Source organism: Endothiovibrio diazotrophicus, from assembly GCF_054657215.1.
This window is the reverse complement of sequence record NZ_BAAHXB010000083.1, coordinates 1-24,455: the sequence shown is the minus strand read 5'-3', so window position 1 is coordinate 24,455 and position 24,455 is coordinate 1. Positions and strand designations below refer to the sequence as shown.

General features: G+C 66.6%; 18 protein-coding genes. 12 read left to right on the top strand and 6 right to left on the bottom strand.

Annotation, left to right across the window (positions count from 1 at the left end; translation table 11 throughout):
• Positions 1 to 18: 18 nt before the first annotated feature.
• The 3 genes from ACYQ2W_RS18185 to yihA form a co-directional block, all read right to left on the bottom strand.
• Positions 19 to 621 (bottom strand): SH3 domain-containing protein, encoded by a 603-nt coding sequence (locus ACYQ2W_RS18185; protein ID WP_459870279.1) that lies wholly within the window; start codon positions 619 to 621, stop codon positions 19 to 21.
• Between the two features lie 38 nt (positions 622 to 659).
• Positions 660 to 2,699 (bottom strand): oligopeptidase A, encoded by a 2,040-nt coding sequence (prlC, locus tag ACYQ2W_RS18180; protein ID WP_459870276.1) that lies wholly within the window; start codon positions 2,697 to 2,699, stop codon positions 660 to 662.
• A gap of 328 nt (positions 2,700 to 3,027) precedes the next feature.
• Positions 3,028 to 3,639 carry a ribosome biogenesis GTP-binding protein YihA/YsxC gene (yihA, locus tag ACYQ2W_RS18175; protein ID WP_459870274.1) on the bottom strand — a complete coding sequence of 204 codons (612 nt, stop codon included), beginning with the start codon at positions 3,637 to 3,639 and terminating at the stop codon, positions 3,028 to 3,030.
• A gap of 324 nt (positions 3,640 to 3,963) precedes the next feature.
• Here yihA and ACYQ2W_RS18170 point away from each other — a divergent pair, with 324 nt between their 5' ends.
• From ACYQ2W_RS18170 to ACYQ2W_RS18120, 11 genes are all read left to right on the top strand, one after another.
• The gene (locus ACYQ2W_RS18170) at positions 3,964 to 4,575 is read left to right on the top strand and encodes a c-type cytochrome (protein WP_459870271.1); all 612 of its coding nucleotides are present in this window, start codon (positions 3,964 to 3,966) and stop codon (positions 4,573 to 4,575) included.
• A 236-nt stretch (positions 4,576 to 4,811) separates the two neighbouring features.
• Entirely contained in the window at positions 4,812 to 5,444 is a 633-nt protein-coding gene (locus ACYQ2W_RS18165; protein WP_459870268.1) for a thiol:disulfide interchange protein DsbA/DsbL, read from the top strand.
• Positions 5,441 to 6,304: an endonuclease/exonuclease/phosphatase family protein gene (locus ACYQ2W_RS18160; protein WP_459870265.1), complete on the top strand. Its 864-nt coding sequence runs from the start codon at positions 5,441 to 5,443 to the stop codon at positions 6,302 to 6,304. Before ACYQ2W_RS18165 ends, ACYQ2W_RS18160 begins: the two co-directional genes overlap by 4 nt.
• Before the next feature lie 233 nt (positions 6,305 to 6,537).
• Complete coding sequence (locus ACYQ2W_RS18155) at positions 6,538 to 8,106, top strand: GGDEF domain-containing protein (protein ID WP_459870263.1); 1,569 nt, start codon at positions 6,538 to 6,540, stop codon at positions 8,104 to 8,106.
• Positions 8,107 to 8,358: 252 nt separating this feature from the next.
• Complete coding sequence (locus tag ACYQ2W_RS18150; protein ID WP_459870261.1) at positions 8,359 to 11,298, top strand: putative bifunctional diguanylate cyclase/phosphodiesterase; 2,940 nt, start codon at positions 8,359 to 8,361, stop codon at positions 11,296 to 11,298.
• A 256-nt stretch (positions 11,299 to 11,554) separates the two neighbouring features.
• Positions 11,555 to 13,441 (top strand): ATP-binding cassette ATPase Uup, encoded by a 1,887-nt coding sequence (gene uup, locus ACYQ2W_RS18145; protein WP_459870258.1) that lies wholly within the window; start codon positions 11,555 to 11,557, stop codon positions 13,439 to 13,441.
• A 346-nt stretch (positions 13,442 to 13,787) separates the two neighbouring features.
• Positions 13,788 to 14,651 carry a hypothetical protein gene (locus ACYQ2W_RS18140; protein ID WP_459870255.1) on the top strand — a complete coding sequence of 288 codons (864 nt, stop codon included), beginning with the start codon at positions 13,788 to 13,790 and terminating at the stop codon, positions 14,649 to 14,651.
• Between the two features lie 94 nt (positions 14,652 to 14,745).
• A complete protein-coding gene (locus ACYQ2W_RS18135; RefSeq protein ID WP_459870253.1) occupies positions 14,746 to 17,247 on the top strand; it encodes a hypothetical protein in 2,502 nt (833 codons plus the stop codon).
• A 165-nt stretch (positions 17,248 to 17,412) separates the two neighbouring features.
• Positions 17,413 to 18,669 (top strand): HD-GYP domain-containing protein, encoded by a 1,257-nt coding sequence (locus ACYQ2W_RS18130; protein WP_459870250.1) that lies wholly within the window; start codon positions 17,413 to 17,415, stop codon positions 18,667 to 18,669.
• Positions 18,670 to 19,168: 499 nt separating this feature from the next.
• Entirely contained in the window at positions 19,169 to 19,411 is a 243-nt protein-coding gene (locus ACYQ2W_RS18125; RefSeq protein ID WP_459870248.1) for a hypothetical protein, read from the top strand.
• A gap of 254 nt (positions 19,412 to 19,665) precedes the next feature.
• The gene (locus ACYQ2W_RS18120) at positions 19,666 to 20,748 is read left to right on the top strand and encodes a hypothetical protein (RefSeq protein ID WP_459870245.1); all 1,083 of its coding nucleotides are present in this window, start codon (positions 19,666 to 19,668) and stop codon (positions 20,746 to 20,748) included.
• Between the two features lie 113 nt (positions 20,749 to 20,861).
• Here the strand turns inward: ACYQ2W_RS18120 and ACYQ2W_RS18115 are convergent, their stop codons facing one another.
• Positions 20,862 to 21,128, bottom strand: a complete 267-nt coding sequence (locus tag ACYQ2W_RS18115) for a hypothetical protein (protein WP_459870243.1) — start codon at positions 21,126 to 21,128, stop codon at positions 20,862 to 20,864.
• A 406-nt stretch (positions 21,129 to 21,534) separates the two neighbouring features.
• Between ACYQ2W_RS18115 and ACYQ2W_RS18110 the strand changes: the two genes are divergently transcribed.
• Entirely contained in the window at positions 21,535 to 22,905 is a 1,371-nt protein-coding gene (locus tag ACYQ2W_RS18110; RefSeq protein WP_459870242.1) for a hypothetical protein, read from the top strand.
• 487 nt (positions 22,906 to 23,392) lie between these two features.
• Here ACYQ2W_RS18110 and ACYQ2W_RS18105 read toward each other — a convergent pair whose 3' ends face one another.
• Positions 23,393 to 24,229 (bottom strand): hypothetical protein, encoded by an 837-nt coding sequence (locus tag ACYQ2W_RS18105; RefSeq protein ID WP_459870240.1) that lies wholly within the window; start codon positions 24,227 to 24,229, stop codon positions 23,393 to 23,395.
• 42 nt (positions 24,230 to 24,271) lie between these two features.
• Positions 24,272 to 24,455: hypothetical protein (locus ACYQ2W_RS18100; RefSeq protein WP_459870237.1), on the bottom strand; the 184-nt coding region annotated here is incomplete at its 5' end.

Sequence of the window (24,455 nt, the reverse complement as noted above, 5' to 3'; positions counted from 1 at the left end):
GATCCCGGGAGTCATCGCCTACCCGAGGGTAATGCGGAAACCACCGTGGCTGCGGCAGTGACGGAAGCGGTGGAAGAGAAAGCCGGCGATGAAGCCGAGCACCAGCACGCCGCCGGCCCACGGGACCCAGGCGTGCCAGTCGGCAGTGGCATCCAGCCGGGGCACCAGCCTGCCGCTGAGGGCGGCGGAAGCGGCGTCGATGCGCGCCCGCAGGGCGGCGTTCTCCGCGCGCACCCGCTCCAGTTCCCGCTCCAGCGCCGGCACCGGATTCTCCACCCCGGCCACCCCCGCGCCGGCCAGCTTCCCCTCCGCCACCCGCAACCTGCTGCGCAGCTCGCCGCGCTCCGCCTCCAACGCCAGGAGCTTCTGGCGCGGCGGCTCCTCGGCGGTGACCAGATCTTCCGCCAGCCACCCCAGCTCGCCGCCGGGTGCCCGCACCTGGAGCAGGTCACCGTCACGCTTGACCACCTCCAGCGGGTCACCCACCGCCACGTGGCGGATCACCTTGGCCTCATCGCCGATGGTGTCGTAGAGCGGCACCTCCAGCCGGTCGCTGACGTAGACCGTGGTCGCCGCCCATCCCTGGGAAAGCGGGAGCGAGAAGAGTAACAGTACGGACAAGAGATGCTTAATCACGCGAATCAACCCCGGTGGTTCGTTCAAACACCGATGCCGTTATGGCGCAGCAGGGCGTCGATCGAAGGCTCCCGGCCACGGAACTCGACGTAGAGTTCCATCGGCTCCGCGGAACCGCCGCGTTCGAGGATGGCATGGAGGAACTCCTCGCCGGTGGCACGATCGAACACGCCACGCTCCTCGAACTTGGAGAAGGCGTCCGCCGAAAGCACCTCGGCCCACTTGTAGCTGTAGTAGCCGGCCGCATAGCCGCCGGCGAAGATGTGGGTGAAAGCGTGGGCGAAGCGGTTGAACGCCGGCGGCCGCACCACCGCCACCCGCTCGCGCACCTCCTCCAACACCTCCAGCACCCGGCCGCCCCGCGCGGGGTCGTACTCGCGATGGAGGCGGAAGTCGAAGATCGCGAACTCCAACTGGCGAGCCATCTGCATCCCCGCCTGGAAGTTCTTCGCCCGCCACAACCGGTCGTAGAGCTCGCGCGGCAGCGGCTCGCCACTCTCCACATGGCCGGAGATCAGCTGCAACGGTTCCCACTCCCAGCACCAGTTCTCCAGGAACTGGCTGGGCAGCTCGACCGCATCCCACGCCACCCCGTTGATGCCGGCCACCGAGGGCCAGTCGACGCGGGTGAGCATGTGGTGGATACCGTGGCCGAACTCATGAAAGAGCGTCTGCACCTCGTCGTGGGTGAGCAGTGCCGGCTTGCCGCCCACGGGCGGGGTGAAATTGCAGGTGAGGTAGGCCACCGGGGTCTGCACCCCCTCGGCGTGGCGGCGGCGCACCCGGCACTCGTCCATCCACGCACCACCACGCTTCTTCGCCCGGGCGTAAAGATCGAGGTAGAACTGGCCGCGCAGCGCCCCCGCCTCGTCGCGGATCTCGAAGAAGCGGACGTCGGGGTGCCAGGTATCGACCCCCTCCAGCGCCGTCACCGTCATGCCGAAGAGCCGACTGATCACCGCGAAGAGCCCGTCGAGCACCCGCGGCACCGGAAACCAGGGGCGCAGCGCCTCCTGGTCGATCTCGAACAGGTGGCACCGCAGCTTCTCCGACCAGTAGGGGATGTCCCACGACTCCAGGGTCTCGTCGAAACCCTGCTCGCGGGCAAAGGCACGCACCGCCTCCAGCTCGGCGAGGGCCTGCGGACGGCCGCGTTCGGCCAGGTCGTAGAGGAAGTGGAGTACCGCCTCGGGATCGGCGGCCATCTTGGTGGCCAGGGAGTACTCGCTGAAATCGTTGAAGCCGAGCAGTTGCGCCTTCTCGTGACGCAGCCGCAGGATCTGCTCGATCAGCGGCGTGTTGTCCCAGGTGCCGGCATCGGGCCCCTGGTCGGAGGCGCGGGTGGCGTAGGCCGTGTAGAACTCGCGGCGCAGCTCGCGGTCGTCGGCGTAGGTCACCACCGGGAAGTAGGAGAGGTACTCCAGGTCGAACAGCCACCCCTCCAACCCCTTCAGCTCCGCCTTGTGGCGGGCCAGCTCGCGTGCCGACTCGGGAAGGCCGGCGAGCCCCGCCTCGTCGCTCACCTGCCGGTGCCAGGCGTGGGTGGCGTCGAGAACGCGGTCGGAGAAGCCGCTGGTGAGCCGGGAGAGCTCCTGATTGATCGCCTTGAAGCGTGCGCGGCGCTCTTCATCCAGGGCGACGCCGGCGAGGCGGAAGTCGCGCAGGGCGTTGTCGATGATCTTGCGTTGGGCCGCGTCGAGCCGACCGTACTCCGCGCCCTCGGCAATGGATTGGTAGGCGCGGTAGAGGCGCTCGTTCTGCCCCATCTCGGTGTGGTGGGCGGAGAGCTTGGGCAGGCAGGCGTTGTAGGCCTCGCGCAGCTCGTCGCTGTTGCACACCGCGTTGAGGTGGCCCACCGGCGACCAGAGGCGGTTGAGGCGATCCTCCGCCTCCTCCAGGGGGGCGACCAGCCCCTCCCAGGTGTAGGGCGGGCCGGCGTCGAGCAGCCGCTCCAGGGTCTCGCGGATCTCCGCCAGCCGCCGCTCCACCGCCGGCACCACCTGTGCCGCGCGGATACGCGAAAAGGGCGGCAGGCCGTCCAGCTCCAGTAACGGGTTGTCCATTGATACGCCACTTCGGTCGGAAAAACAGCGCGCAGTTTACCGCAACCGCCAGGAGGAAACGTCGAGCACCGCGAAGCGTTTTCGCCTGAAGCCTGAAGCCTGAAATTTTTTTCTCCCCCGCTGAACTTTTCCCGAACACCCCAGTCCTACGTAGTGAGCTACACGAGCAGCTCCCCGCTCCCCCTCCCTGAGCGGGACCGCCGACTCCCCCCATGAGGTCGGCGGTATTTGACCCCGGCAAGAACTCTTCCCCCTCATTGCCGGGGTTTTTTTGTGCCCAATCCCGTAATTTCATTGAGGAAAAGGTCCGCTGCACGGACGGCAGGACCTATGCCTCAGCGCCACCGAAACCGAGCCACCGATCCAGTACGTCGCGGGCTTCGTCAACCCCCGTCGGAGCGGTGGCGGAGAAGAGCTGGATGGTGGCGCCGGGGCAGAGTTTTTCCAGTTGGGCGCGGACCTTGAAGAGGACGTTGTTGGCCGGCCCGCGTTTCAGCTTGTCGGCCTTGGTGAGCAGCACGTGGAGCGACAGGCCGCCCTCCCGGCACCATTCCACCATGCGGGTGTCGAACTCGGTCAGCGGATGGCGGATGTCGGTGAGCAGCACCAGCCCGCGCAGCGGCTCGCGCTGATGGAGATAGGCGGAAAGGTGCTTCTCCCAGTGGCGCTTCATCTCCAACGGCACCTTGGCGAAACCGTAGCCCGGCAGATCCACCAGATGGCGCCCGTCGATCAGCTCGAAGTAGTTGATGCGCTGGGTGCGACCCGGCGTCTTGGAGGTGCGCGCGAGGTTGCGCCGATTGGTTATCGCGTTGATTGCACTTGATTTTCCCGCATTGGAGCGGCCCGCAAAGGCGACCTCCGCGGCACTGTCGTCGGGCAACTCGTCGGCCCGCAGGGCGCTCATCACGAACTCGGCCCGCTGGTAGATCGGATTCATCTTTGCTCAATCCGGCAGACGCCTCCCGCAAATCGGTGGCGCGGCCTGTAAACCATGAAAACAAAGGGGTCTTGGTTTGACCCCGAAGGGGGCACCTGATATAAGGTCGGGCTGTTTTGCCCGCCGACGCACGGGAAGGCATCGCGAATTTGTTTAGAATTCGCTAATATAATGCACTTCCCATCGGTCCTCCCGGCCATTGTAGCAGCGTGCGAGGGGCGATTGGCAGGCATCGAATCCTCGCCGCCCGGCCGGCGACGCCGGCCGCGCAGGCCACCCTATCGAAAAGATTTCATAGACTCAGGCACAGGAGCTTATCGACCCATGAAGAAGCTGATCGCGATCTCCGCCCTCGCCGCCCTGTCGGTCACCGCGGGCAACGCCATCGCCGCCGGCAGCGCCAGCGCCGGCCAGACCAAGGCCGCGGTGTGCGCCGCCTGCCACGGCGCCGACGGCAACAGCGTCATCAATCCTCTCTGGCCCTCCCTGGCCGGCCAGCACGCCAGCTACATCGTCAAACAGTTGACCGAGCTGCACGCCGGCGACCGCAAGGACCCGACCATGTCGCCGATGGCCGCCCCGCTCTCGGAAGCCGATATCGCCGATCTGGCCGCCTGGTTCTCCAGTCAGACCCGTCAGCCCCACCAAGCCGACCCGGCCAAGGTGAAGCTGGGCAAGCAGATCTACCACGGCGGCAACATGGAGACCGGTGTCCCCGCCTGCATGGCCTGCCACGGCCCCACCGGCGCCGGCAACGAGCCCGCCAAGTTCCCCTCGCTGGCCGGCCAGAACGCCGCCTACACCGCCAAGCAGCTGAAGGCGTTCCGCGACGGCAGCCGCGCCAACGACCCCAACGGCATGATGCGCGGCACCGCCAAGTTCATGTCCGACGCCGAGATCGACGCGGTGGCCTCCTACATCCAGGGTCTGCACTGAGCAGCCCCTCGGCACGGTGGCAAATGCGGCCCGCGGGCCGCATTTTTTTTGGCGATGCCTGATTCGGCATCGTGGCCTGTCGTATCGCTGGAGGGAACCAAATGGCCCCTTCACCGCTCCCAACCGGGAGGTGCTCCCGGAAGGGCCTGGGCCAAACCGGCATCAACGCCCTTGCACCCCCGGGGAGCCCGCGCCAGAATCCCCCACTTGCAGAAAAGAATACGGAGAACCCGTCGATGAAGCGCCTCCTAACCTGGATCCTCCCCCTGCTGCTGCTGCCCCTCGCCGTCGCCGTCCACGCCCGGGACATCGATGAGGGGATCGACTATCAGCGCCTCTCGCCGCCCCTCGACACCGATGCCCCGGCAGGTAAGGTGGAGGTAATGGAGATCTTCTGGTACGGCTGCCCCCACTGCTACCACCTGGAGCCCGTACTGCACAAGTGGCTGGAGGAGCACGCCGACAAGGTCCACTTCGTGCGCCGCCCGTCGCTGCTCAACCCCCACTGGGAGGTCCATGCCCGCGCCTTCTACGCCGCCCAGGCGCTGGAGGTGGGCGAGCGTATCCACCAACCGCTGTTCGACGCCATCCACAAGGATCACCGCCGCCTCAACGACCTCGACTCGCTGGCCAGGTTCTTCGCCGAACAAGGGGTCGACGAGCAGGCGTTCCGCGACGCCTACAACTCCTTCTACGTGGAGACCCAGATCCGCCGCGAGCGGGAGCTGGCCGGCCGCGGCTTCGTCAACGGGGTGCCGGCAGTGGTGATCGACGGCCAGTACTTCACCGACGCCACCATCGGCGGCGGCTTCGACGGGATGGTCCAGGTGATGAGCCACCTGGTGGACAAGGTCCTCGCCGAACGTTGATCGATTCCGCTTCCCTGCGCCCATCGACCCGCCCCGGTGTGTCGCTGGTCACCCAGCACCAGGGGGCCCCCGCCGCCCGGATGGGCGCCGGGCGGCGGCTGAAGCTGCTCAGCTTCAACGTCCAGGTGGGGATCGCCACCAGCCGCTACCGCCACTACCTGCTCCACTCCTGGAAACATCTGCTGCCCGACCCGGAGCGCAGCGAGAATCTCGACCGCATCGCCCGCTGCATCGGCGACTACGACATCGTCGGTCTGCAGGAGGTGGATGCCGGCTCCTTCCGCAGCGACTTCACCAACCAGACCGAATACCTCGCCCACCACGCCCGCTTCCCCCACTGGAGCTTCCGCACCAACCGCAACCTCGGCAAGCTCGCCCAGCACAGTCTCGGACTGCTCTCGCGCATCCGCCCGAGCGAGGTGGTGGAGCACCGCCTGCCGGGGGTGATCCCCGGTCGCGGCGCACTGATGGCCCGTTTCGGCCGCGGCGAGGAGAGCCTGGTGGTCTACGTCCTCCACCTCGCCCTCGGCAGCCGCGCCCGCATGATCCAGCTCGACTACATCGCCGAACGGATCGACGACGAGCGCCATGCGGTGGTGATGGGCGATCTCAACTGCCGCTCCGATAGCCGCGAGATCGAGCGACTGCTCGCCCGCAGCCGGCTGTGCGAACCGCAGCCCGACCTCCACACCTTTCCCAGCTGGCGCCCGCGGCACAACATCGACCACATTCTGATCACCCCGCAGTTGCACGCCGAGGCACCAATGGTGATCCCCTGCACCATCTCCGACCATCTGCCCATCGCCATGGAGGTGGAACTGCCCGCCGGGCTGGTCCTGGAGGAGGGAGAAGGGGGATAATCGACGGCGCGTCGGCTTCAGGTGAAAGGTGAAAGGTGAAAGGTGAAAGGCAAAAGGTCAAAGGGAAAAGAAGGCGTGCCGATTTCGCCCAACCTCCCAACCGACACGACGACGAAGAGCGCACGGCCTTGAACGGAGGCCCTTTAACCTTTTGCCTTTCACCTTTGACCTGAAGACCGACACGACCTCGTTCAGCTCCCCCCGGACCCCGCACAAAACAAAGAACAATCCCCATGAGCGACGACTGGAAGGAAAAATACGAAGAGAGCATCGACCGCCTGCAGCGCGGCGAGCGCCAGTGGCGACAGACCGAGGAGCTGCTGCACAAGGCACTCTCCAGGATCAGCATCGCCGCCGAAGGCCTCGACCCGCGACTCGATCAGGAGCTGCGCGAGCTGCGCAACGCGATCCGCGGCCACCGCACCGACGAGAGCAAGCTCTATCCGCTGATCGACCGCCTCTCCGAGACCCTCGCCGGGGTCGAGGAGGAGCGCGCGCGCAAGGAGAGCGAACCGCGCCAGGCGTTGGCCGAACTGCTCGCCCGCCTGCCGCTCTCCGGCAAGGCGAAGCGGCGCGCCGAGGGCCTGCGTGAGCGGCTGGCCGGCAGCGACGACAGCCTCGCCGACCTGGAGGCACAGTGCGCCGCGCTGATCGGCGACGCCCTCGACCAGGGGGGCGGACGCGGCCTGTTCGGCGGTCTGCTCAAGCGCGACAACGGCGAACCGTCCGCGTCGAGCAGCGGAGGCGGTGCCCCCCCGGTCCCCGGAGAGGGCGTCGGCCCGGTGCTGCTGCGGCTGCTGGAGAAGCTCGCCGTCCCCCCCGAATTCAACGATCGCGCCGAGGCGCTGCGCCGCGAACTGCTCGGCGAGGCGGCGCAGTGGCAGCGGGCGGTGGACGAACTGGCCGCGCTGATCGCCGCCATGGCCTCCAAGGCGCAACACGAGAAGCGCGAACTGGAGGGATTCGTCTACCAGATGTCGACCCGGTTGAAGGAGCTGGACGTCCACCTGCGCGGGGCGGAGGCGCTACGCACCGAATCGAAGCGCAGCGGCGAGGCGCTCAACGCCGCGGTGCAGGCCGAGGTACGCGACCTGCACGACACCGCCCAGCGCGCCTCCGACCTGGAACAGCTCAAGCGCGACGTCTCCCACCGGATGGAGGCGATCGGTCAGCGGATGGACGCCTTCCGCCGCGCCGAAGACCAGCGCCACAACCAGAGCGAGCAGCGCATGGCGCAGATGCAGCAGCGGCTCGCCACCCTGGAGAAGGAGTCCGGCGAGCTGCGCGAACGGGTCCGCGTGGAGCAGCGTCGCGCGCTGCACGACCCCCTGACCGGACTGGCCAACCGGCTGGCCTTCGACGAACGGGCCCACCAGGAGCTGGCCCGCCGGGAGCGCTACGACACACCGCTGTCGCTGCTCGTGCTCGACGTCGACTTCTTCAAACGGGTCAACGACTCCTACGGCCACAAGGCCGGCGACATGGTGCTGCGCACCATCGCCCAGTTGCTCCTCAAGCTGCTGCGCGAAACCGACTTCCTCGCCCGCTTCGGCGGCGAGGAGTTCATCGCCCTGCTCCCCGAGACCCCGCTGGAGGCGGCCCAGCAGGTAGCCGAGAAGCTGCGCCGCGGGGTCGCCGAGTGCGGCTTCCACTTCCAGGGCCAGGCGGTGCCGATCACCATCTCCATCGGCATCACCCAGTACCGCCACGGCGAGACCCACGACAGCGCCTTCGAACGCGCCGACGGCGCCCTCTACCAGGCCAAGGAGTCCGGGCGCAACCGCTGCGTCACCGATGCCTGACCCCACCCGAATACCCCTTGAAATCCCCCGCCGATTGGAGGACATTCGGAAGATCGGCCACCAGCGCTCCGTCCAATCGACCAATCAGGATGCGCCGCGCCTCTCTGCGGACTCTCCCTACCGTAGGATGGGCAAAGCGTAGCGTGCCCATCAAAACGGTTCTGCCACGGCGAAATTCACTGCCTTCGCCCGATGGGCACGTCGCTACCGCTCCTTTGCCCATCCTACGAGGGTGGCATCCCGGTTTTTCGGGTGGACGGAGCGCTGGCACCGACCGCCTTCGTCCTCAAACCACAACCACAACCGACGATGAGCCCCTCCCCGCCACCCCGCACGGACCGCCCCACGCCACCCCGCTCCGCCCAGAGCCTGCGCCAGCGCTTCCTCTTTCTCGCCCTGCTGGTCTGGCTGCTGCTGCTCCCCGCCTCCCTCTACACCCAGGACCTGGTGGACCAGACCGCCCGCCGCGGCACCGGCCTAATCCGCGAACAGGGTGAACTGTCCGACGGCCTGAAGCGGCTGAAGAACGCCGTGCAGGGCACCGAGGCGGGCATCTACCAGTACGCCTTCCTGCTCGAAGAGACGGTGCGCCAGCGGGTCGAGGCGCAGCTGATCGAGGCCCACCGCCAGATCGACCGGCTGGAGCGCAGCCGCGCCGCCGGGCACATGGAGGGGCTGCGCGAACACATCGGCGAGCTGCGCGGCCTGCTGGCACGCCTCTCCGCCGAGACCGAGGGCTTCTTTCAACTGCTCTCGCGGATCGAGTCGCGCTACCCGGCGGTGCCTACCCAGGTCAACGTCATGGATCCGGCCGACCATGAGTTCATCGGCGCCATCAACCTGGTCCTCGACACCACCCCCGAACGGGACATCGACGAGACCTACCACTACTTTATCGACCTGCGCTACAACTGGATCCAGATGGTCAACGCCGGGCGGGTGGCGATGATGAGCCGCGCCGGCGTCTTCGGCATCCCCGCCGGCGGCATGGAGCAGTTCCGCAACAACCGCCAGCTCTACGCCGACACCGTCAACCAGCTGCTCGACGAGCTCCAGCGGCTCGACGGCCAGGGCCGGCTCAACTTCGAGCAGTCCGCCGCCCTGCCGCGCCTCGAGCAGTTCAACCAGCGCTACGAGGCCGGCTACCGGCGGGCCATGGCGATCTACCGCTCGGAGAACTGGCGCACCGATCTCCCCTACCTGCGCGACCGGCTGCGCCCGCTGTTCGCCGAACTGTGGAGCACCCTCTACCGACTGGAGGAGCACCTCGGCACCCTGACCACCCGCGACCTCTCCGCCTCGCTCAACACCGCCGGCACGCTCTCCAACCTGATCTGGCTGCTCTTCGGCGTCACCACCTTCGTCATCCTGCTCGCCTTCTGGCTGTTCGAATACGCCATCCGCCGCCCCATCGCCCAGGTCGCCGCCGCCCTCGAAGCGGAGGGCCACGGCGGTGCCTCCCACGTCCCCGAGATCCGGGTGCGCACCCGCGAGACCGACGCCCTGCTGGAGGCCTTCAGCGGGATGCGCGAACAGGTCCGCTCGCGCCAGCTGCGCATGCAGGCGATCCTCGACAACGCCGCCGAGGGGATCATCACCATCGATGAGCACGGCACCATCGAGATCTTCAACAACGCCGCCCAGCAGCTCTTCGGTTACCGCGCCGAGGAGGCGATCGGACGCAACGTCCGGCTGATCGTCCCACCGCCGCACCAGGGGCACCACGATCAGTACCTGAAACGTTACCTGGAGAACGGCGAGGCACGGATCATCGGTTCCGCGCGCGAGGTGGAGGGGCGCCACAAGGACGGCTCGCTGATCCCCATCTCGCTGAAGATCTCGGAGATCAAGCTGCCCGGCGGGCGACTCTTCACCGCCCTGGTGGAGGATACCGGCGAGCGCCGGGCGATGATGGACTACCTGCGCCACCTGGCCGAGCACGACACCCTCACCGGGCTGCACAACCGCCAATACTTCCTCGCCGAACTGGAGCGCGCGGTGGCGCGCACCCGGCGCAACCCCCACGACTGCTGCTCGCTGCTCTACATCGATCTGGACAACTTCAAGTACGTCAACGACACCCTCGGCCACCAGGCCGGCGACAAGGTGCTGATGGAGGTCTCCGGCCTGCTCGAGCGGCGCGCCCGCAAGGCCGACCTGCTGGCCCGCCTGGGCGGCGACGAATTCGCGGTGATCCTCTACAACCTCGACCTGGCCGGCGCCCAGACCGCCGCCGACGGCTTCCGCAAGCTGCTCGCCGACTACGCCTTCAAGTACGAGGGCAAGGTGGTCGACGTCGGCTGCTCGATCGGCGTCGCCCAGCTCACTGACGAGGTGCGCGACAAGGAGGAGCTGATGGCGCAGGCCGATCTCGCCTGCCACATCGCCAAGCGCGGCGGCCGCAACCGGGTCCACGTCTACCAACGGCGCGACCGCGAGCGGGTCGCCAACATGGAGACCGACATGGGCTGGAGCCTGCGCATCAAGGCGGCCATCGAACAGGACCACTTCCGCTTCGCCCGCCAGCCCATCGCCGACGCCGCCAGTGGCGAGATCCGCGCCTACGAGATCCTGCTACGGATGGAGGACGCCGCGGGCGAGCTGATCATGCCCGCCGGCTTCCTCCCCGCCGCCGAGCGCTTCGGTCTGCTCACCGCCATCGACCGCTGGGTGGTCGAACACGCCATCGAACAGCTCGCCCGCCAGCGCATCGACGAACCGGGGCTGCACTACGCCATCAACCTCTCCGCCGAGGCGATCGACCACGGTGCGATCTTCACCACCATCACCGACGCCCTCGAGCGCTTCGCGGTGCCTGCCGACGCCCTCACCTTCGAGGTCACCGAGACCCAGGCGATCGCCAACCTGGGCCATGCGGTGGATTTTCTGCAGAAGCTGCGCGCACTGGGCTGCAAGACCGCGCTGGACGACTTCGGCGCCGGCTACTGCTCCTTCGCCTACCTCAAGGAGATGCCGGTCGACCACATCAAGATCGACGGCTCGTTCGTCCGCGACGTCTGCCACAGCGACCTGCAACGCGCGATGGTCAAGGCGATGGTCGACATCGCCGGCGCCATCGGCATCCACACGGTGGCCGAATTCGTCGAAGACGCCGCCTGCCTCGACCTGCTGCGCAACCTCGGCGTCGACGCCGTGCAGGGCTACCACATCGGCCGCCCGGAGCTGATCTGAACGCGTCTACGGACCCACCACGAAGACATCTATAGGGCGCCCCGCGGGCGCCGCCGGCGTATCCGAACGGAAGGCGACTTCGTTCGGCACGGCGCCCGCGGGACGCCCTATACGAAATTCGGCACCGCCCCCAAGCCCCGCACCCAACCCACCGAACGCCACGAAGCCAAGCCCGAAATACCTTCGTGTTTAACCCCCAAAACCACGCCCCTGCTAAAATCGCCCCCCCGCAACCAGCCCCACACCGGATATCCCCATGGCATTGATCACCCTGCGCAACGTCTCGGTCAACTTCGGCGGCCCGCCGCTGCTCGACGGCATCGAGCTGGCCATCGAACGGGGCGAGCGGCTCTGTCTGGTGGGACGCAACGGCGCCGGCAAGTCGACCTTGATGAAGGTGCTGACCGGCGAGATCACCGCTGACGACGGCAAGATCGAACAGCCCCAAGGGCTGCGCGTCGCCCGCCTCGTCCAGGAGGTGCCCCACGACACCCACGGCGACACCTTCGACGTGGTCGCCGCCGGCCTCGGCGAGATCGGCGCATTGATCACCGAGTACCACCACATCAGCCACGGGCTGGCCGATGGAACCGCAGAGTTGGCCGACCTGGAGCGGGTCCAGCACCGCCTGGAGGCCGCGGACGGCTGGACCCTGGAACAAAGGGTGGAGACCACCCTCTCCAAGCTCAGCCTCGACCCCGACACCCCCTTCGAGGCCCTCTCCGGCGGCCTCAAGCGCCGCGTACTGCTCGCCCGCGCGCTGGTCACCGCGCCCGACCTGCTGCTCCTCGACGAGCCCACCAACCACCTCGACATCGACGCCATCGCCTGGCTGGAGGAGTTCCTGCTCGCCTGGAACGGCACCCTGCTCTTCGTCACCCACGACCGCATGCTGCTGCGCAAACTGGCCACCCGCATCATCGAGCTGGACCGCGGCCGCCTCACCTCCTGGCCCGGCGACTACGACACCTACCTGGAGCGCAAGGCCGCCGCCCTCGACGCCGAGGCCAACCAGAACGCGCTGTTCGACAAGAAGCTGGCCCAGGAGGAGACCTGGATCCGCCAGGGGATCAAGGCGCGGCGCACCCGCAACGAGGGGCGCGTGCGGGCGCTCAAGGCGCTGCGCGAGGAGCGCAGGGAGCGGCGCGAGGTGACCGGCAAGGCGAAGATCGCCATCAACGAGGCGGAGCGCTCCGGCAAGCTGGTCGCCGAGGTGGAGGGGGTCGACTACGCCTGGGAGGGCAAACCGATCCTCCAGGGGCTCACCACCAGCGTGATGCGTGGCGACAAGATCGGCATCATCGGCCCCAACGGTGCCGGCAAGACCACCCTGCTGCGCGTGCTCCTCGGCCGCCTCCAGCCCGACCGCGGCCGGGTCAAGCTCGGCACCAACCTGGAGATCGCCTACTTCGACCAGCACCGCGAGGCCCTCGACGAGGAGCGCTCGGTGCGCGACAACGTCGGCCAGGGCAGCGACAAGGTGGTGATCAACGGCCAGCCCAAGCACGTCATGGGCTACCTGCAGGAGTTCCTCTTCTCACCGGAGCGCGCCAACACCCCGGTGAAGGCGCTCTCCGGCGGCGAGCGCAACCGGCTGCTGCTGGCGCGGCTGTTCACCCGGCCGGCCAACGTGCTGGTCCTCGACGAGCCCACCAACGACCTCGACGCCGAGACCCTGGAGCTGCTCGAAGAGCTGCTCCTCGACTACCCCGGCACCCTGCTGCTGGTCTCCCACGACCGCGCCTTCCTCAACAACGTGGTCACCTCCACCCTGGTCTTCGAGGGCGCCGGCACGGTCAACGAATACGTCGGCGGCTACGACGACTGGCTGCGCCAGCGCCGCGCCCCGGTCGCCGAAGCCCCGCGGCCGAAGTCCGCGGAACCGGCCAAAGCCGCCCCGGGGAAAGCCGCCGCCAAGGCGGAGAAGCGCAAGCTGAGCTACAAGGACCAGCGCGAGCTGGAGCAGCTTCCCGCCCGTATCGAGGCGCTGGAGAAGGAGCAGGCCGCCCTCCACGAGCGTCTCGCCGACCCCGCCATCTACCAGCAGGCCGGCACCGAGGCGACCGACGTCACCGCCCGCCTGGAGGCGGTGGAGGCGGAACTCGCGGAGGCCTATGAACGCTGGGAGAGCCTGGAAGGCTGACCCGGCCCCAGCTTCATCGCAGCCGTAGGTCGCTACTGCGCCGACGTGATCGAAGGCGCCCCCGTTTCAGTACCTCCACCGCCCTTCCCGACTGCGGCGCTCCGTCCGGCACGAACGTCACAGCGGCAACCCGCCGCTCCCGCTCGCATCGGCGCGGCAGCACCGAACCACGTGACAATACGTAGGATATTATCCTGCGAACGGTCAGCAATTATCCTAATGATATTCAGGAACTCTCTTACAGCACAACATGTTGCGTTGACTACACCACATTTCTCACGCTACTTTCTCTCGCGACTCCCACTAACCGAGTAGGGAAACACCAACCGTCACGAGGGATGAAAACGTGAAGTCACTGACCCAACTCCTGCTGCTGCTCTCCGCCCTGGCCACCCCCCCCGCGCTGGCCGTTCCCGACCTGCTCGACTACCAGGGGCGCCTGCCGGGCGTCGCCGCCGGAACCACCCGGGCCGACCTCACCTTCACCCTCTACGACCGCGCAAGCGGCGGCACCGCCCTGTGGAGCGAAACGCTTCCCGGCGTCCCCCTCACCGACGGCCTGTTCAGCGTCCAGCTCGGCCTCACCGCGCCGGGGATCTCCCTGCAATTCGACGGCGCCGACCGCTGGCTGGAGATCCAGGTGGACGGCGGCCCGCCGGTCGCCCCGCGCAGCCGCATCGGTAGCGTCCCCCACGCCATCCTCTCCGGCATCGCCGAGCGCGCCGACCGGGCGGCGGAGGCCGACCACGCCCTCACCGCCGACTACGCCGACACCGCCGGAACCGCGCTCAACGTCGACGGGGCCGACATCTCGCCGACCAGCGTTGCCATCGCCGGCTACGGCCCGGTGATCTCCGCCGACGGCCAGTGGCTCGGCGAGCCCACCGGCCTGGAAGGGCCCGAGGGCCCCCGGGGCGAGACCGGCCCCGCCGGCCCACAGGGCGAGACCGGCCCCCGGGGCCCGGTCGGCGGCGGCTTCGGCGCGATCTACACCAAGATGTGCTTCAACCGCAATTCCAGCGTTCGCTCCTACTACGACTGCGCCTGCAACGCCGGCGACACCATCCTCAGCGGCGGCGCCTACACCGACAGCGGCGGCGTGATACGCGAAAGCCGCCCGATCAACACCACCACTTGGCGCGTCGCCTGCTCCAACTTCTACGGCAACAACCAGGCCTGCCACGGCTTCGTCATCACCTGCTCCCAGTAGCCCGACCGGGGCGTCCCCCACCGTCCCCACCGACCGGAGCTCCCCACAAGCCACCCGCGCGACCGGCGCGGGGCATGACGAACGAGGTATGGACATGAACCGCTGGATTCGGACACTCACCGCCCTGCTGCTGCTGCCGTCGATCGCGACGGCGGCGGTGCCGACCCTGATCGACTACCAGGGCACCCTGCAGGCCCTTGACGCCACCCCCTACAACGGCGTCGCCGATCTCACCTTCACCCTCTACGCCGCCCCGACCGGCGGCACCGCGCTGTGGAGCGAAGCGCACCCCGGCGTCACCGTCACCGACGGCCGCTACCACCTGCTGCTCGGCGGCAGCGCGCCGGGGCTGGCCGAGCACTTCGACGGCTCCGCCCGGTGGATGGCGGTGGAGGGTGCCGACGGTGACCTCGCCGCACCGCCGCGCCGGGCGCTCGGCGCCGCCGCCCACGCCGTGACCAGCGCCCAGGCGATCGCCGCCCTGGCCAGCGGCGAAAGCGACCGCGCCGATGCCGCGGCCACCGCCACCGTCGCCGGCAACGTCGCCACCCTTGCCGAAGGCCCGATCGCCCCGGCCAGCGTCGCGCTCGCCGGTCAGGGCACGCTGATCGACGGCAACGGCCGCTGGCTCGGCGACCCGAGCGGCCTACAGGGCCCACAGGGGCCCCGCGGCGCACCGGGCGAGCAGGGCCCCAGCGGCCCCACCGGCAACCCGGGCCCCGCCGGCCCGATCCTCGATCGGGTCTACCTCAAACACTGCTTCGAGGTCAGCCCGGGTATCCAGGGATACTATGACTGCTCCTGCGACGACGGCGGCACCGTGGTCAGCGGCGGCGCCTACGCCAACGACGGCGAAAAGCTCCGCGAGAGCCGCGCCCTAAACCTCAACACCTGGCGCGTCTCCTGCGTCCAGCGCAACAACCACTCCACCTGGTGCCGCGGCTTCAACCTCCTCTGCGGCGCCCCCACCACCGACAACCTCGACCGCGACGGCGACGGTTTCACCGACGCCGAGGAGATCAGTGCCGGTACCGACCCCAACGACCCGGCGAGCCTCCCCGCCCCCCACTTCACCGTCGACGTTCCGGCCACCGGCCTGAGCTGCGCGGCGATCGGCGACGCGGCCGACGCCGAGCAGTGCCTGCTGATCCTCGACGGCACCATCGAGCCGCCCCACGACTGCACCGTCGAGGTGTGGTACGGCGGCCAGCCGATCGCCAGCGAGCCGGTCGGCGGCAACACCTGGCACCTGGAGGCGACGCTTCCCCTCACCGGGACCGGCGGCAGCGCAGGCGATCCCACCGCCGGCAACCCGCCGGTGGTGGTGCGCGTCACCAACGCCGGCGCCTCCAGCAGCGAGGAGCTCCCGGTCCACCGCCTGCCCAACCCGCCGGAGGCCCTCTCCGGCGCCGAGCACGGCGACTACATCGGCGCCGTGGAGTACCACGAGTGGGTCTTCCAGACGGTCCCGGGCAGCACCATCGACGTCACCGTGCAGGACCCGCTGGCCCTCAACCAGGAGATCTCACTCTCCAGCTTCACCGCCGACGCGACCGGGCGGGTGGTGGTCCGCGTCCCGCGCCAACCCGACTGCATCCCGATCTTCCGCTTCTACCCCCGCGCCCCGGGCGAGGAGGAGCCGGGCGAGCCCACCGTGATCCAGATCTACGTGGACAGCACCCCGCCCGAGATCGTCGTCGGCCTGGAGGGCTACAGCGGGCCGTGGCAGCGGGAGGAGACCCCGCTCACCGTCCTCGCCCAGGACGGCGGCTCCTCGATCCCCGACAACACCCTCGGCTACCGCTGGGAGATCCTCTCCCCCGGCGGCCGCGAGACCTTCGACGGCGCGGCCACCCTCAGCCGCTGGTTCGGTCCGGGCGACTACACGGTCACCGTCACCGTCACCGACACCGCCGGCAACAGCGCCCAATCCAGCGCGACCCTGGCGGTCGTCCGCCACCCGACCGGGTTGAGCCTGGAGCCCCTCTCCGCCCCCTTCGGCGGGAGCATCTCGCTGCAGGCGGCCCTCGCCGACACCCTGTGGAGCGAGCCGCTGGAGCGCCCCCTTCACTACGCCATCGACGGCGAGCCGGTGGCCGACCCCGGCCAGATCAGCCTGCTGCTACCGCCGGGAGTGCACACCGTCACCGCCACCTTCGACGGCGACGAGCGCTACCTGCCGAGCGAGACGAGCGCCACCCTCACCGTCACCAGCACCTCGGGTCAGGTCAACGCCGCCGGCCAGCTGGTGCGCGGCAAGGTGATCTTCAGCGCCAACCTCACGGTGCAGGCCGACGCCGGCGGCGTCAGCGCCGCCGGCAACGTGATGTTCCAGGACAAGCTGCGCGGCATCCGCCTCAACCAGAGCGTCATCGAGGCCTTCGGGGCCGCCGGCGGCCACGCGGTCGCCAGCGGCAGCGCCAGCGTCAACGGCGACCCTGGCCACACCTTCACCCTCTACCTGGAGGACGGCGACGGCGGTGGTGACGCCGACCGCTTGCGCATCGTCATCCACGGCCCCGACCTGAGCTACGACAGCGGCGACCACATGGCCCCGGAACCCCTCTCGGGACACATCACCGTCACCGCTCCGTAACCCTCCCCACCGGCGCCCGACGACGGGCGTCGGCGACCCCGGTCACGGGCCGGGACAGTCCCACTGTCCCGGCCCGTTCCATCCCACCCGCCGCAGGTGATCTCCACGGAAAAATTCGGGTATCCTCCAGTAACGGGAGAAAAAGGAACCCAGCGAGACGCCACCGTGTCCAGTGCAACCAACGGCCACATCAAGAAAATCGCCACCGACCGCCTGCGGCCGGGGATGTACGTCCACGACCTCAACTGCGGCTGGCTCGACCACCCCTTCGCCCGCAGCCGCTTCCTGATCAAGGACGCCAAAACCATCGGCGTGATCGCCGGCCACGGCATCCACGAGGTCTACATCGACACCCACAAGGGGAGTGACGACCTCGATGCGACCCCCAGCGAGGTGGTGCGCGAGGAGCTCCAGCACGAACTCGACGAGGTGCTCGCCGCCAGCCACCCGGAACCGGTCGCCGCCACCACCAGCCCGCGGGAGGAGCGCGACATCGCCGCCACGATATCCCGCGAGGCCGCCGTGCTGATCACCGGCATCATGCAGGACGTGCGTCTCGGCAAGCAGGTGGAGGTGGAGCGGGTCACCCCGGTGGTCGACCGCATGGTCTCCTCGATCTTCCGCAACCACGACGCCATGCTCAGCCTGCAACGGGTGCGCACCCGCGACCAGTACACCTTCGAGCACTCGGTCAGCGTGGCGGTGCTGCTGGTCACCTTCGCCAAGGAACTGGGCCTGCCCCGCGAGACGATCCAGGAAATCGGCCTCGGCGCCATGCTCCACGACATCGGCAAGATCAAGGTTCCCGACGCGATCCTCAACAAGCCGGGCAAGCTCACCGACGACGAGTTCACGGTGATGCGCAAGCACGTCATCTACGGCGCCGAGATCATCAGCGAATCCAGCGGCATCTCGCCCACCGCTGCCGCCGTCCTCGCCCAGCACCACGAACGCTACGACGGCACCGGCTACCCCCGCGGGCTGGCCGGCGAGAAGATTACCCGCTACGGCCAGATGGCGGCGATTGTCGACGTCTACGATGCGATCACCGCCGACCGCTGCTACCACAAGGGACAGGAGCCCACCGCGGTGCTGCGCAAGCTGCTGGAATGGAGCCAACACCACTTCAACCCCACCCTGGTCCACCAGTTCATCCGCTGCGTCGGCATCTACCCGGTGGGCACCCTGGTGCGCATGGAGAGCGACCGTCTGGCGGTGGTGGTCGCCGCCGGCGAGAAGGGCCCCCTCTACCCCACCGTGCGCGCCGTCTACGACGCCCGCCAAAAGGGGTTCATCCCCCCCGTCGACATCAACCTCTCCAACCCCACGCACACCGGCGAAGACCGCATCGTCGCCTTCGCCGCCCCCGAGGAGTGGGGCATCGACCCCCAGTTGTTCATGGAGCAGCCCCCGAGCCTGTAAAGCGCCCATACCCAACGACGTACCCAGCGACGCCACCGACCGGACCGCTTTTCCTCATGCTTTGCACGGTGCGCCCGTTTGACACGGCGCGCGCAGCGTGCCGTATAGAGCGGGCCGTGCCCGACGGAACCGCCAATCGGACGGATTCCCCGCCCCTTTCCAACCACTCAACCCGCCCGAGCGAAAAACACAAAACGATCGTTGAAACAATCACAAATAGGGGCAATAATTAAATGCCGAAGCGAATGACCGCAGCGCATCTCCCCGTACGGGGTGGATCGCGCCAACGCTCCGTAATCCCCCCCGCCACCTCCGCAATTCCCACAATTAACCATTTGTAAGTATTTGTATGAATTAACAACTCCATTGGACAACCGACTGGTGCCATCGGGTATAATCTGCCCTTCAGTCACAAAACCGACCAAACAGTCGTCTCGACGACCGGGACCGTCGGTTCCCATCCACCCACACAACCCCCCGCTAACGAGATCTATCGTTCATGCACAACCCCCAGCTCGAATCCCTGTTCATCGACCCCGTCCACCCGGAGATCCATGAGGAGCCCATCAGCCTCTCCGCCTCCGAACTGCGCCAGCTGGCCTACGACCGGGCCAACGAAGAGCTGCTGCAGTTGGAGGACGAGCGCCGCCGGATGCTGGAACGCCACCGCCAGGAACTGCGCCCACTGGAAGCGCGCATCGCCCTCAACAAACGTCTGATGCGCGACATCGTCGGCGAATAGCCCCCCGGGGCGCCCCGCCCCCCTCCCGCCCATCCATCGCCGCGACCTGGCGAGGGGCTCGCTCGCCCCCCCCCGTCCCTCACCCACCGGCGAACGACCGTCGACACCGCCGTCCAAGCCAGCGGATAATCCCCCCCAATGGATCCCGCCGCCGGTTTCACAGCCCGCGCGCGCCTGCCGTCTCCCCATCGACCGAATATTCGGCCGTCCCGCCCCGTTGGAACGGCCCCCCGGCAATCCACAAGGAGAACTTCATGCCGAACACCGACAGCTACCGCCGCTTCCGCCTGGGCCTCGACCCGATCCACGTCTCCATCTCCCACACCGACGGCCACCTCTATCCCGACGACGCCCTCAGCCAGGTTACCAGCCTGAAGAACTCGGCCCTGGCCATGGCCATCGGCTACTGCGCCTTCCTCGAACTGACCGGCCTGCCCGCCGACCTGAAGGCCGCCGGCGCTGATGACGAAACGGTCAACGCCATCCTCAACAGCGAAAACGTCAACCAGTGGCTGGCCACCAGCTACCAAGAGTCCCAAGTCACCGGAGGCCTCGGCTCCGGCTTCTACCAGATCGACAACGCCCCCGCCGACCTCGCCCAGAACGCGCAGAACAGCACCGACAAGGGTCCCTGGTACGCCTTCCTCACCCCGCTGGCCGGCGGCGCCGCCCAACCCAACGCGCCGATCAACGCCGAATCGGCCACCGCCTTCGTCTGGCAGTCGGTGGAGAAGGGCTATTACGAGGCGCTCAGCTACTTGATCAACAAGCAGGCCCGTGGCGACATCCCCCGTCCCGGCTTCGACTTCGCCCGCTGGGCGGTCGACTACGCCACCCACCAGACGGCGACCCACTATCCGCTGCCGGCCGACGAGCATCCCGGCATCGACATCGAACCCACCCTCGGCTTCGAACAGGTGATGTCCTATCTCTACAACCGCGGCCAATACCCCTTCGTCCACCCCGACGCGCCGAGCAGCCTGCCGGTGATCGAGCTGTTCAAAGAAGACGTCCCGGTCAACCAGGCCCTGCCCTACAGCGAAGACCCCGACGCCTGGGGCCAGAAATACGCCTGGCAGCTCCCCTGGCTCGCCACCCTGCTCGACCGCAGCAAAAGCAGCTACCAGGAACCCATCTCCGCCGACGACGTGGTCACCGCCCTCGAACTCCTGAAGGGGTTCTTCAGCGGCGGCAACCGCGACGCCGACCCCGCCGTCGACGCCGGTATCGACGCGGCCAAGGCCCTCACCTGGGGCGACGCCTATGACGCGACAAGCACCTTCGACAACCTCTACCGGGTGACCCTCGCCATGATGGAAGCGGCCAAGCAGGGCTGACTCCCGCCGCCACCGCAACGAAAAAGGCCCCACCCGTTGCCGGGTGGGGCCTTTTTCGTTTCGACCGTGGAAAAACCGGCCGCGCGGGAACTCCGCGAACGGTGAACGATGCCTCAGGCCGCGCCGATGAGGTTGCCCTGGCGCACAGTGGCGAGCGCCTGCGCCTTCCCCTCCGGGGTGTAGAGTCCCTTGCCCACCTCCTCACGCTGCTGAGAGACCTCCTTGACCCCGGCGTTCAGGGTCTGCTGCCCATCGCTCGCCGCCGAATTGATCACCTTGGCCGTGCCGCCACCGGAGATGTGGCCGGCCCCTTGCGCCAGTCCCGCCATCGCAGCCATCGGCAGGTTGGCGGAGAGGTTCGAAGGACCACCGACGTTCATGACTCACTCCCTACATACAGTGCTCTGGCGCAATTTTAGAAACGACATCTTCCTCGATCAAGAGGACGTCAACGCCGTAGTGAAAAATGAATTCACCAAACCACCCCTTTCCAATGAGTCCGTCACTCCACCTTACTGAACATCGTTACCCACCGCTACCCGGCTCCGTTACGACGACCCGAAGCCCATCCCGGAAGATTTTCCCGTCCCTTCCGAAATCCGGCGAATTCCGCCGACAAAAACCACATCGAGAGGAGGGCATGCCGCTGCGCGGGCTCAGCCGTGCCGGGTCATCGATATCTCGATAAACTCTCCGCCGGCGTGGATATGGAATCCACATCCTACCAAGGGAACCGTGAAGCCGCCCGCGGGCGATGATCGGAATCGCCCAACAGGAGGCAAGACAATGAAAACGATAACCGCATCATTCATCGCGATCGGCCTGCTGGGAGCAGCGCAACTGCAGGCCGCGGGCATCACTCCGGGAAACGGGGTGTTCATCGACGACGTCAGCTACGACATGGCCTGCGCAGCCGACAGCACCTGCCCGAGCGTAACCCGGCGCCTGGCACAATATGCGCCGAACACCACCTATCTCTTCCCCGACTTCGGCTACATCGACACCGTCCCCGCCACCGGCAACCAACCGGCGTCGATCCAATCGACCTGCGGCAAGCTCTCCCCTGGCACGGTCGCCACCTACTACGCCATGCCGATGATCAAACCCGACGTATTCAACGAACCGAGCCTGGGGCAATGCCAAGCCGGGACCGCGGTCACCGCCCACTACGCGCAAAACGGAAAGTACCGGGTTCTTCCACTGTTCACCGCCTCCGGCAGCCGCATGTTCGATCAGGCGAGCACCGCCCAGCTGACCCGTCTCGCCACCGCGATCGCACAGTTGATCAACGACGACCCGAACGCCGCCGGCGTCGCCTTCGACATCGAACCGGCATTCAAGAACCCCACCACCACACGCGACTTTTTCGGCACGCTGGCAAAGCAGCTGAGCAACGGCAAGATCATCGCCGTCTTCGACGCCAACCGTCGCGACCTGGCTGCGCTTCAACTGCACAACGCACTGGTACTACAGGCCCTGTATGACTACGGGGCATTCCCCAACTACCTGGAAAATCAGGCCATTCCGCTGGCTGACTACGACGGTGGCCGCCATCCCGGCTACGCCACCCTCACCCAGCAATACGCCCGCGCCTACTTCGGCAACGGCAACCAACCGCAAATGAACGTCCCGGTCATGTTCGTACTCCCGGGCAGCGCCACCAGCACCATCTGGAGCGCACTGCAGTTCTACAACCAAGGCGTCTCGACCAAAGGCCCGGGCAACCCCTATCCGAACACCGCCGGAGCGGCCTGCCTCGACCAACCGCCGAGCTGGCTGAACCAATTTCTGACCGAGCCGAATGGGCACCCGGGCAACGGCTTGGCCAGCGCCTTCGTCGGCAGCGGCAACTGTACCCGCTACGACAACACCCAGACCTACCAGGGAAGGAGCGTCACCTTCATCGATTACTTCGAGGCATCACTCAACGCCGTCCAGACCGTGGTAAAGGCGCTGCCGTCGGAGCAACAGACCCACTACATCGGTAGCGCGCTCTACACCATGCGAGCCGCCGGACCGCAAGCGGAAGACTACAACGACATCGACTGCGCCAAACACTACTACTCCGTCTATGGCACGAAGAGCCTGCTTAGCCGCTGTATCGGCGTCTTTCCCACCGACATCGGCGACACCATCCTCCAGGCATTCAGCAAGTAGCCTGGATGAAGCGCAGCGGAATCCGGGACGTGTGGGACAGCCTTCGGGAATCCCCAGATTCCGCTATGCTCCATCCAGGCTACTTGCTTAATCCTTGCGGTGGATGTCCATGCAGTTCGCGTCGCTATTCACACGCAACTTGCTCACTTAACGAACCAAACAGAAGAATACCCAACAGCGAACCAAACTGACAAAGGTCCCACCCCATACTCATCAACAATAAAGAATAATCTATTCAATAAATTAGACCAAAACTTACATTCCAAAGGACTAGTAAACGTCGCCACGAACCCACCTATCACAAGAAAGGTCACAACGCCTCCTACATCATCAGACGGAAATACGCCATGAAATAGCTCATACCACCAACCACCAATCCAGCGACCAACGTAGAGCGCCGGGAACGAGAGCACCCACGCCCCTCCCAACCTCACAAGCTCATAAAAGGATATTGACCTTCCTATACTCATAGTATTATCCAATAAAATCACACAACAAAATTGCGACGATAGACTATTCGACTAGATAGATATATTGCAACAAACTCAACCATCAATACCGATATAAGAACAGCAAATGCAGCCGCTAATATAGCAGCCGCGATAGGATTAGCTATAGCCACACCAAGCGCAGCACCGACATATCCAGATACAGCCGCACCAAAAACCCAACTAGATATCTGTCCCAACTTTTGAGACCAGCTCAAACTATCATTATTCCACGTTATATAGCTCGACAGACCGACCCCAATAAAAGTAAACACACCGGATATCTTAGATAACTTCCCCGCAAGCTCCGCCTTGCGAGAATCAAACCCTCTATTAGTTTCTGAAATATTTGATGAATACCCGTCAAACACCCCCGATAGAGCAGAGAACAGAAACCCAATCATATCAATCCAAAACGACCCATTCTCACCACCACCGATCCTCCAAGCCCCATCCCCTTTGGCAGGATCGAAAACGACGTAACCCGCCCCACTCCATCCCGGCACACTGATCGGATCGGTATGCGTAATCACTTCCTTACCTGTAGCAACGGCATCCCGGATCTCCTGAATGGTCGCGTCATCCAACCGAATATCTGCCAACGCAGCGGAGAGATTCGCGTGCGTGATGTGATAGATCTTCTGCCCCTGCTGCGCCGCCTTGGACAGCGCCTTCACCGCCGAGACCGCCTCACCGGGATTGTCCGCGGTAACAAACATCTGCTCCGGGATCGCATGCTCCAGCGCCGAACTGAGCGCCCCCAGCTGGAACACCAGATTGAACTTGTTCGTCCCGTCGTCCGTCTGCGCCGTGATGTTCAAGGCGTCGAGGTCCATCGACACCCCACCAGTACGAATCGCGTTGGGCAACCCCCAGAATTAATCCACCTGCGGCACATAGCCGTAGGTGCCACCGGAGGGTAGCTGCTGCATATGCGCCTTCTGCTGAAGCGTCATCACGTGCGCCAGTCCCTGACTCTCGGCGAAGTAACCGAGGGTCCCCGCGTAGAACATGTCCCCCAGGATATCCTCCCGCGTCAGCGCTGCAAGCTGCGTCTGATCT

What these genes read in the sequence shown, in the direction of transcription:
- prlC (WP_459870276.1), bottom strand. Translation starts at nt 2,699, where the DNA reads ATGGACAACCCGTTACTGGAGCTGGACGGCCTGCCGCCCTTTTCGCGT.
- yihA (WP_459870274.1), bottom strand. Translation starts at nt 3,639, where the DNA reads ATGAATCCGATCTACCAGCGGGCCGAGTTCGTGATGAGCGCCCTGCGG.
- ACYQ2W_RS18170 (WP_459870271.1), top strand. Translation starts at nt 3,964, where the DNA reads ATGAAGAAGCTGATCGCGATCTCCGCCCTCGCCGCCCTGTCGGTCACC.
- ACYQ2W_RS18165 (WP_459870268.1), top strand. Translation starts at nt 4,812, where the DNA reads ATGAAGCGCCTCCTAACCTGGATCCTCCCCCTGCTGCTGCTGCCCCTC.
- ACYQ2W_RS18155 (WP_459870263.1), top strand. Translation starts at nt 6,538, where the DNA reads ATGAGCGACGACTGGAAGGAAAAATACGAAGAGAGCATCGACCGCCTG.
- uup (WP_459870258.1), top strand. Translation starts at nt 11,555, where the DNA reads ATGGCATTGATCACCCTGCGCAACGTCTCGGTCAACTTCGGCGGCCCG.
- ACYQ2W_RS18135 (WP_459870253.1), top strand. Translation starts at nt 14,746, where the DNA reads ATGAACCGCTGGATTCGGACACTCACCGCCCTGCTGCTGCTGCCGTCG.
- ACYQ2W_RS18125 (WP_459870248.1), top strand. Translation starts at nt 19,169, where the DNA reads ATGCACAACCCCCAGCTCGAATCCCTGTTCATCGACCCCGTCCACCCG.
- ACYQ2W_RS18120 (WP_459870245.1), top strand. Translation starts at nt 19,666, where the DNA reads ATGCCGAACACCGACAGCTACCGCCGCTTCCGCCTGGGCCTCGACCCG.
- ACYQ2W_RS18115 (WP_459870243.1), bottom strand. Translation starts at nt 21,128, where the DNA reads ATGAACGTCGGTGGTCCTTCGAACCTCTCCGCCAACCTGCCGATGGCT.
- ACYQ2W_RS18110 (WP_459870242.1), top strand. Translation starts at nt 21,535, where the DNA reads ATGAAAACGATAACCGCATCATTCATCGCGATCGGCCTGCTGGGAGCA.
- ACYQ2W_RS18105 (WP_459870240.1), bottom strand. Translation starts at nt 24,229, where the DNA reads ATGGACCTCGACGCCTTGAACATCACGGCGCAGACGGACGACGGGACG.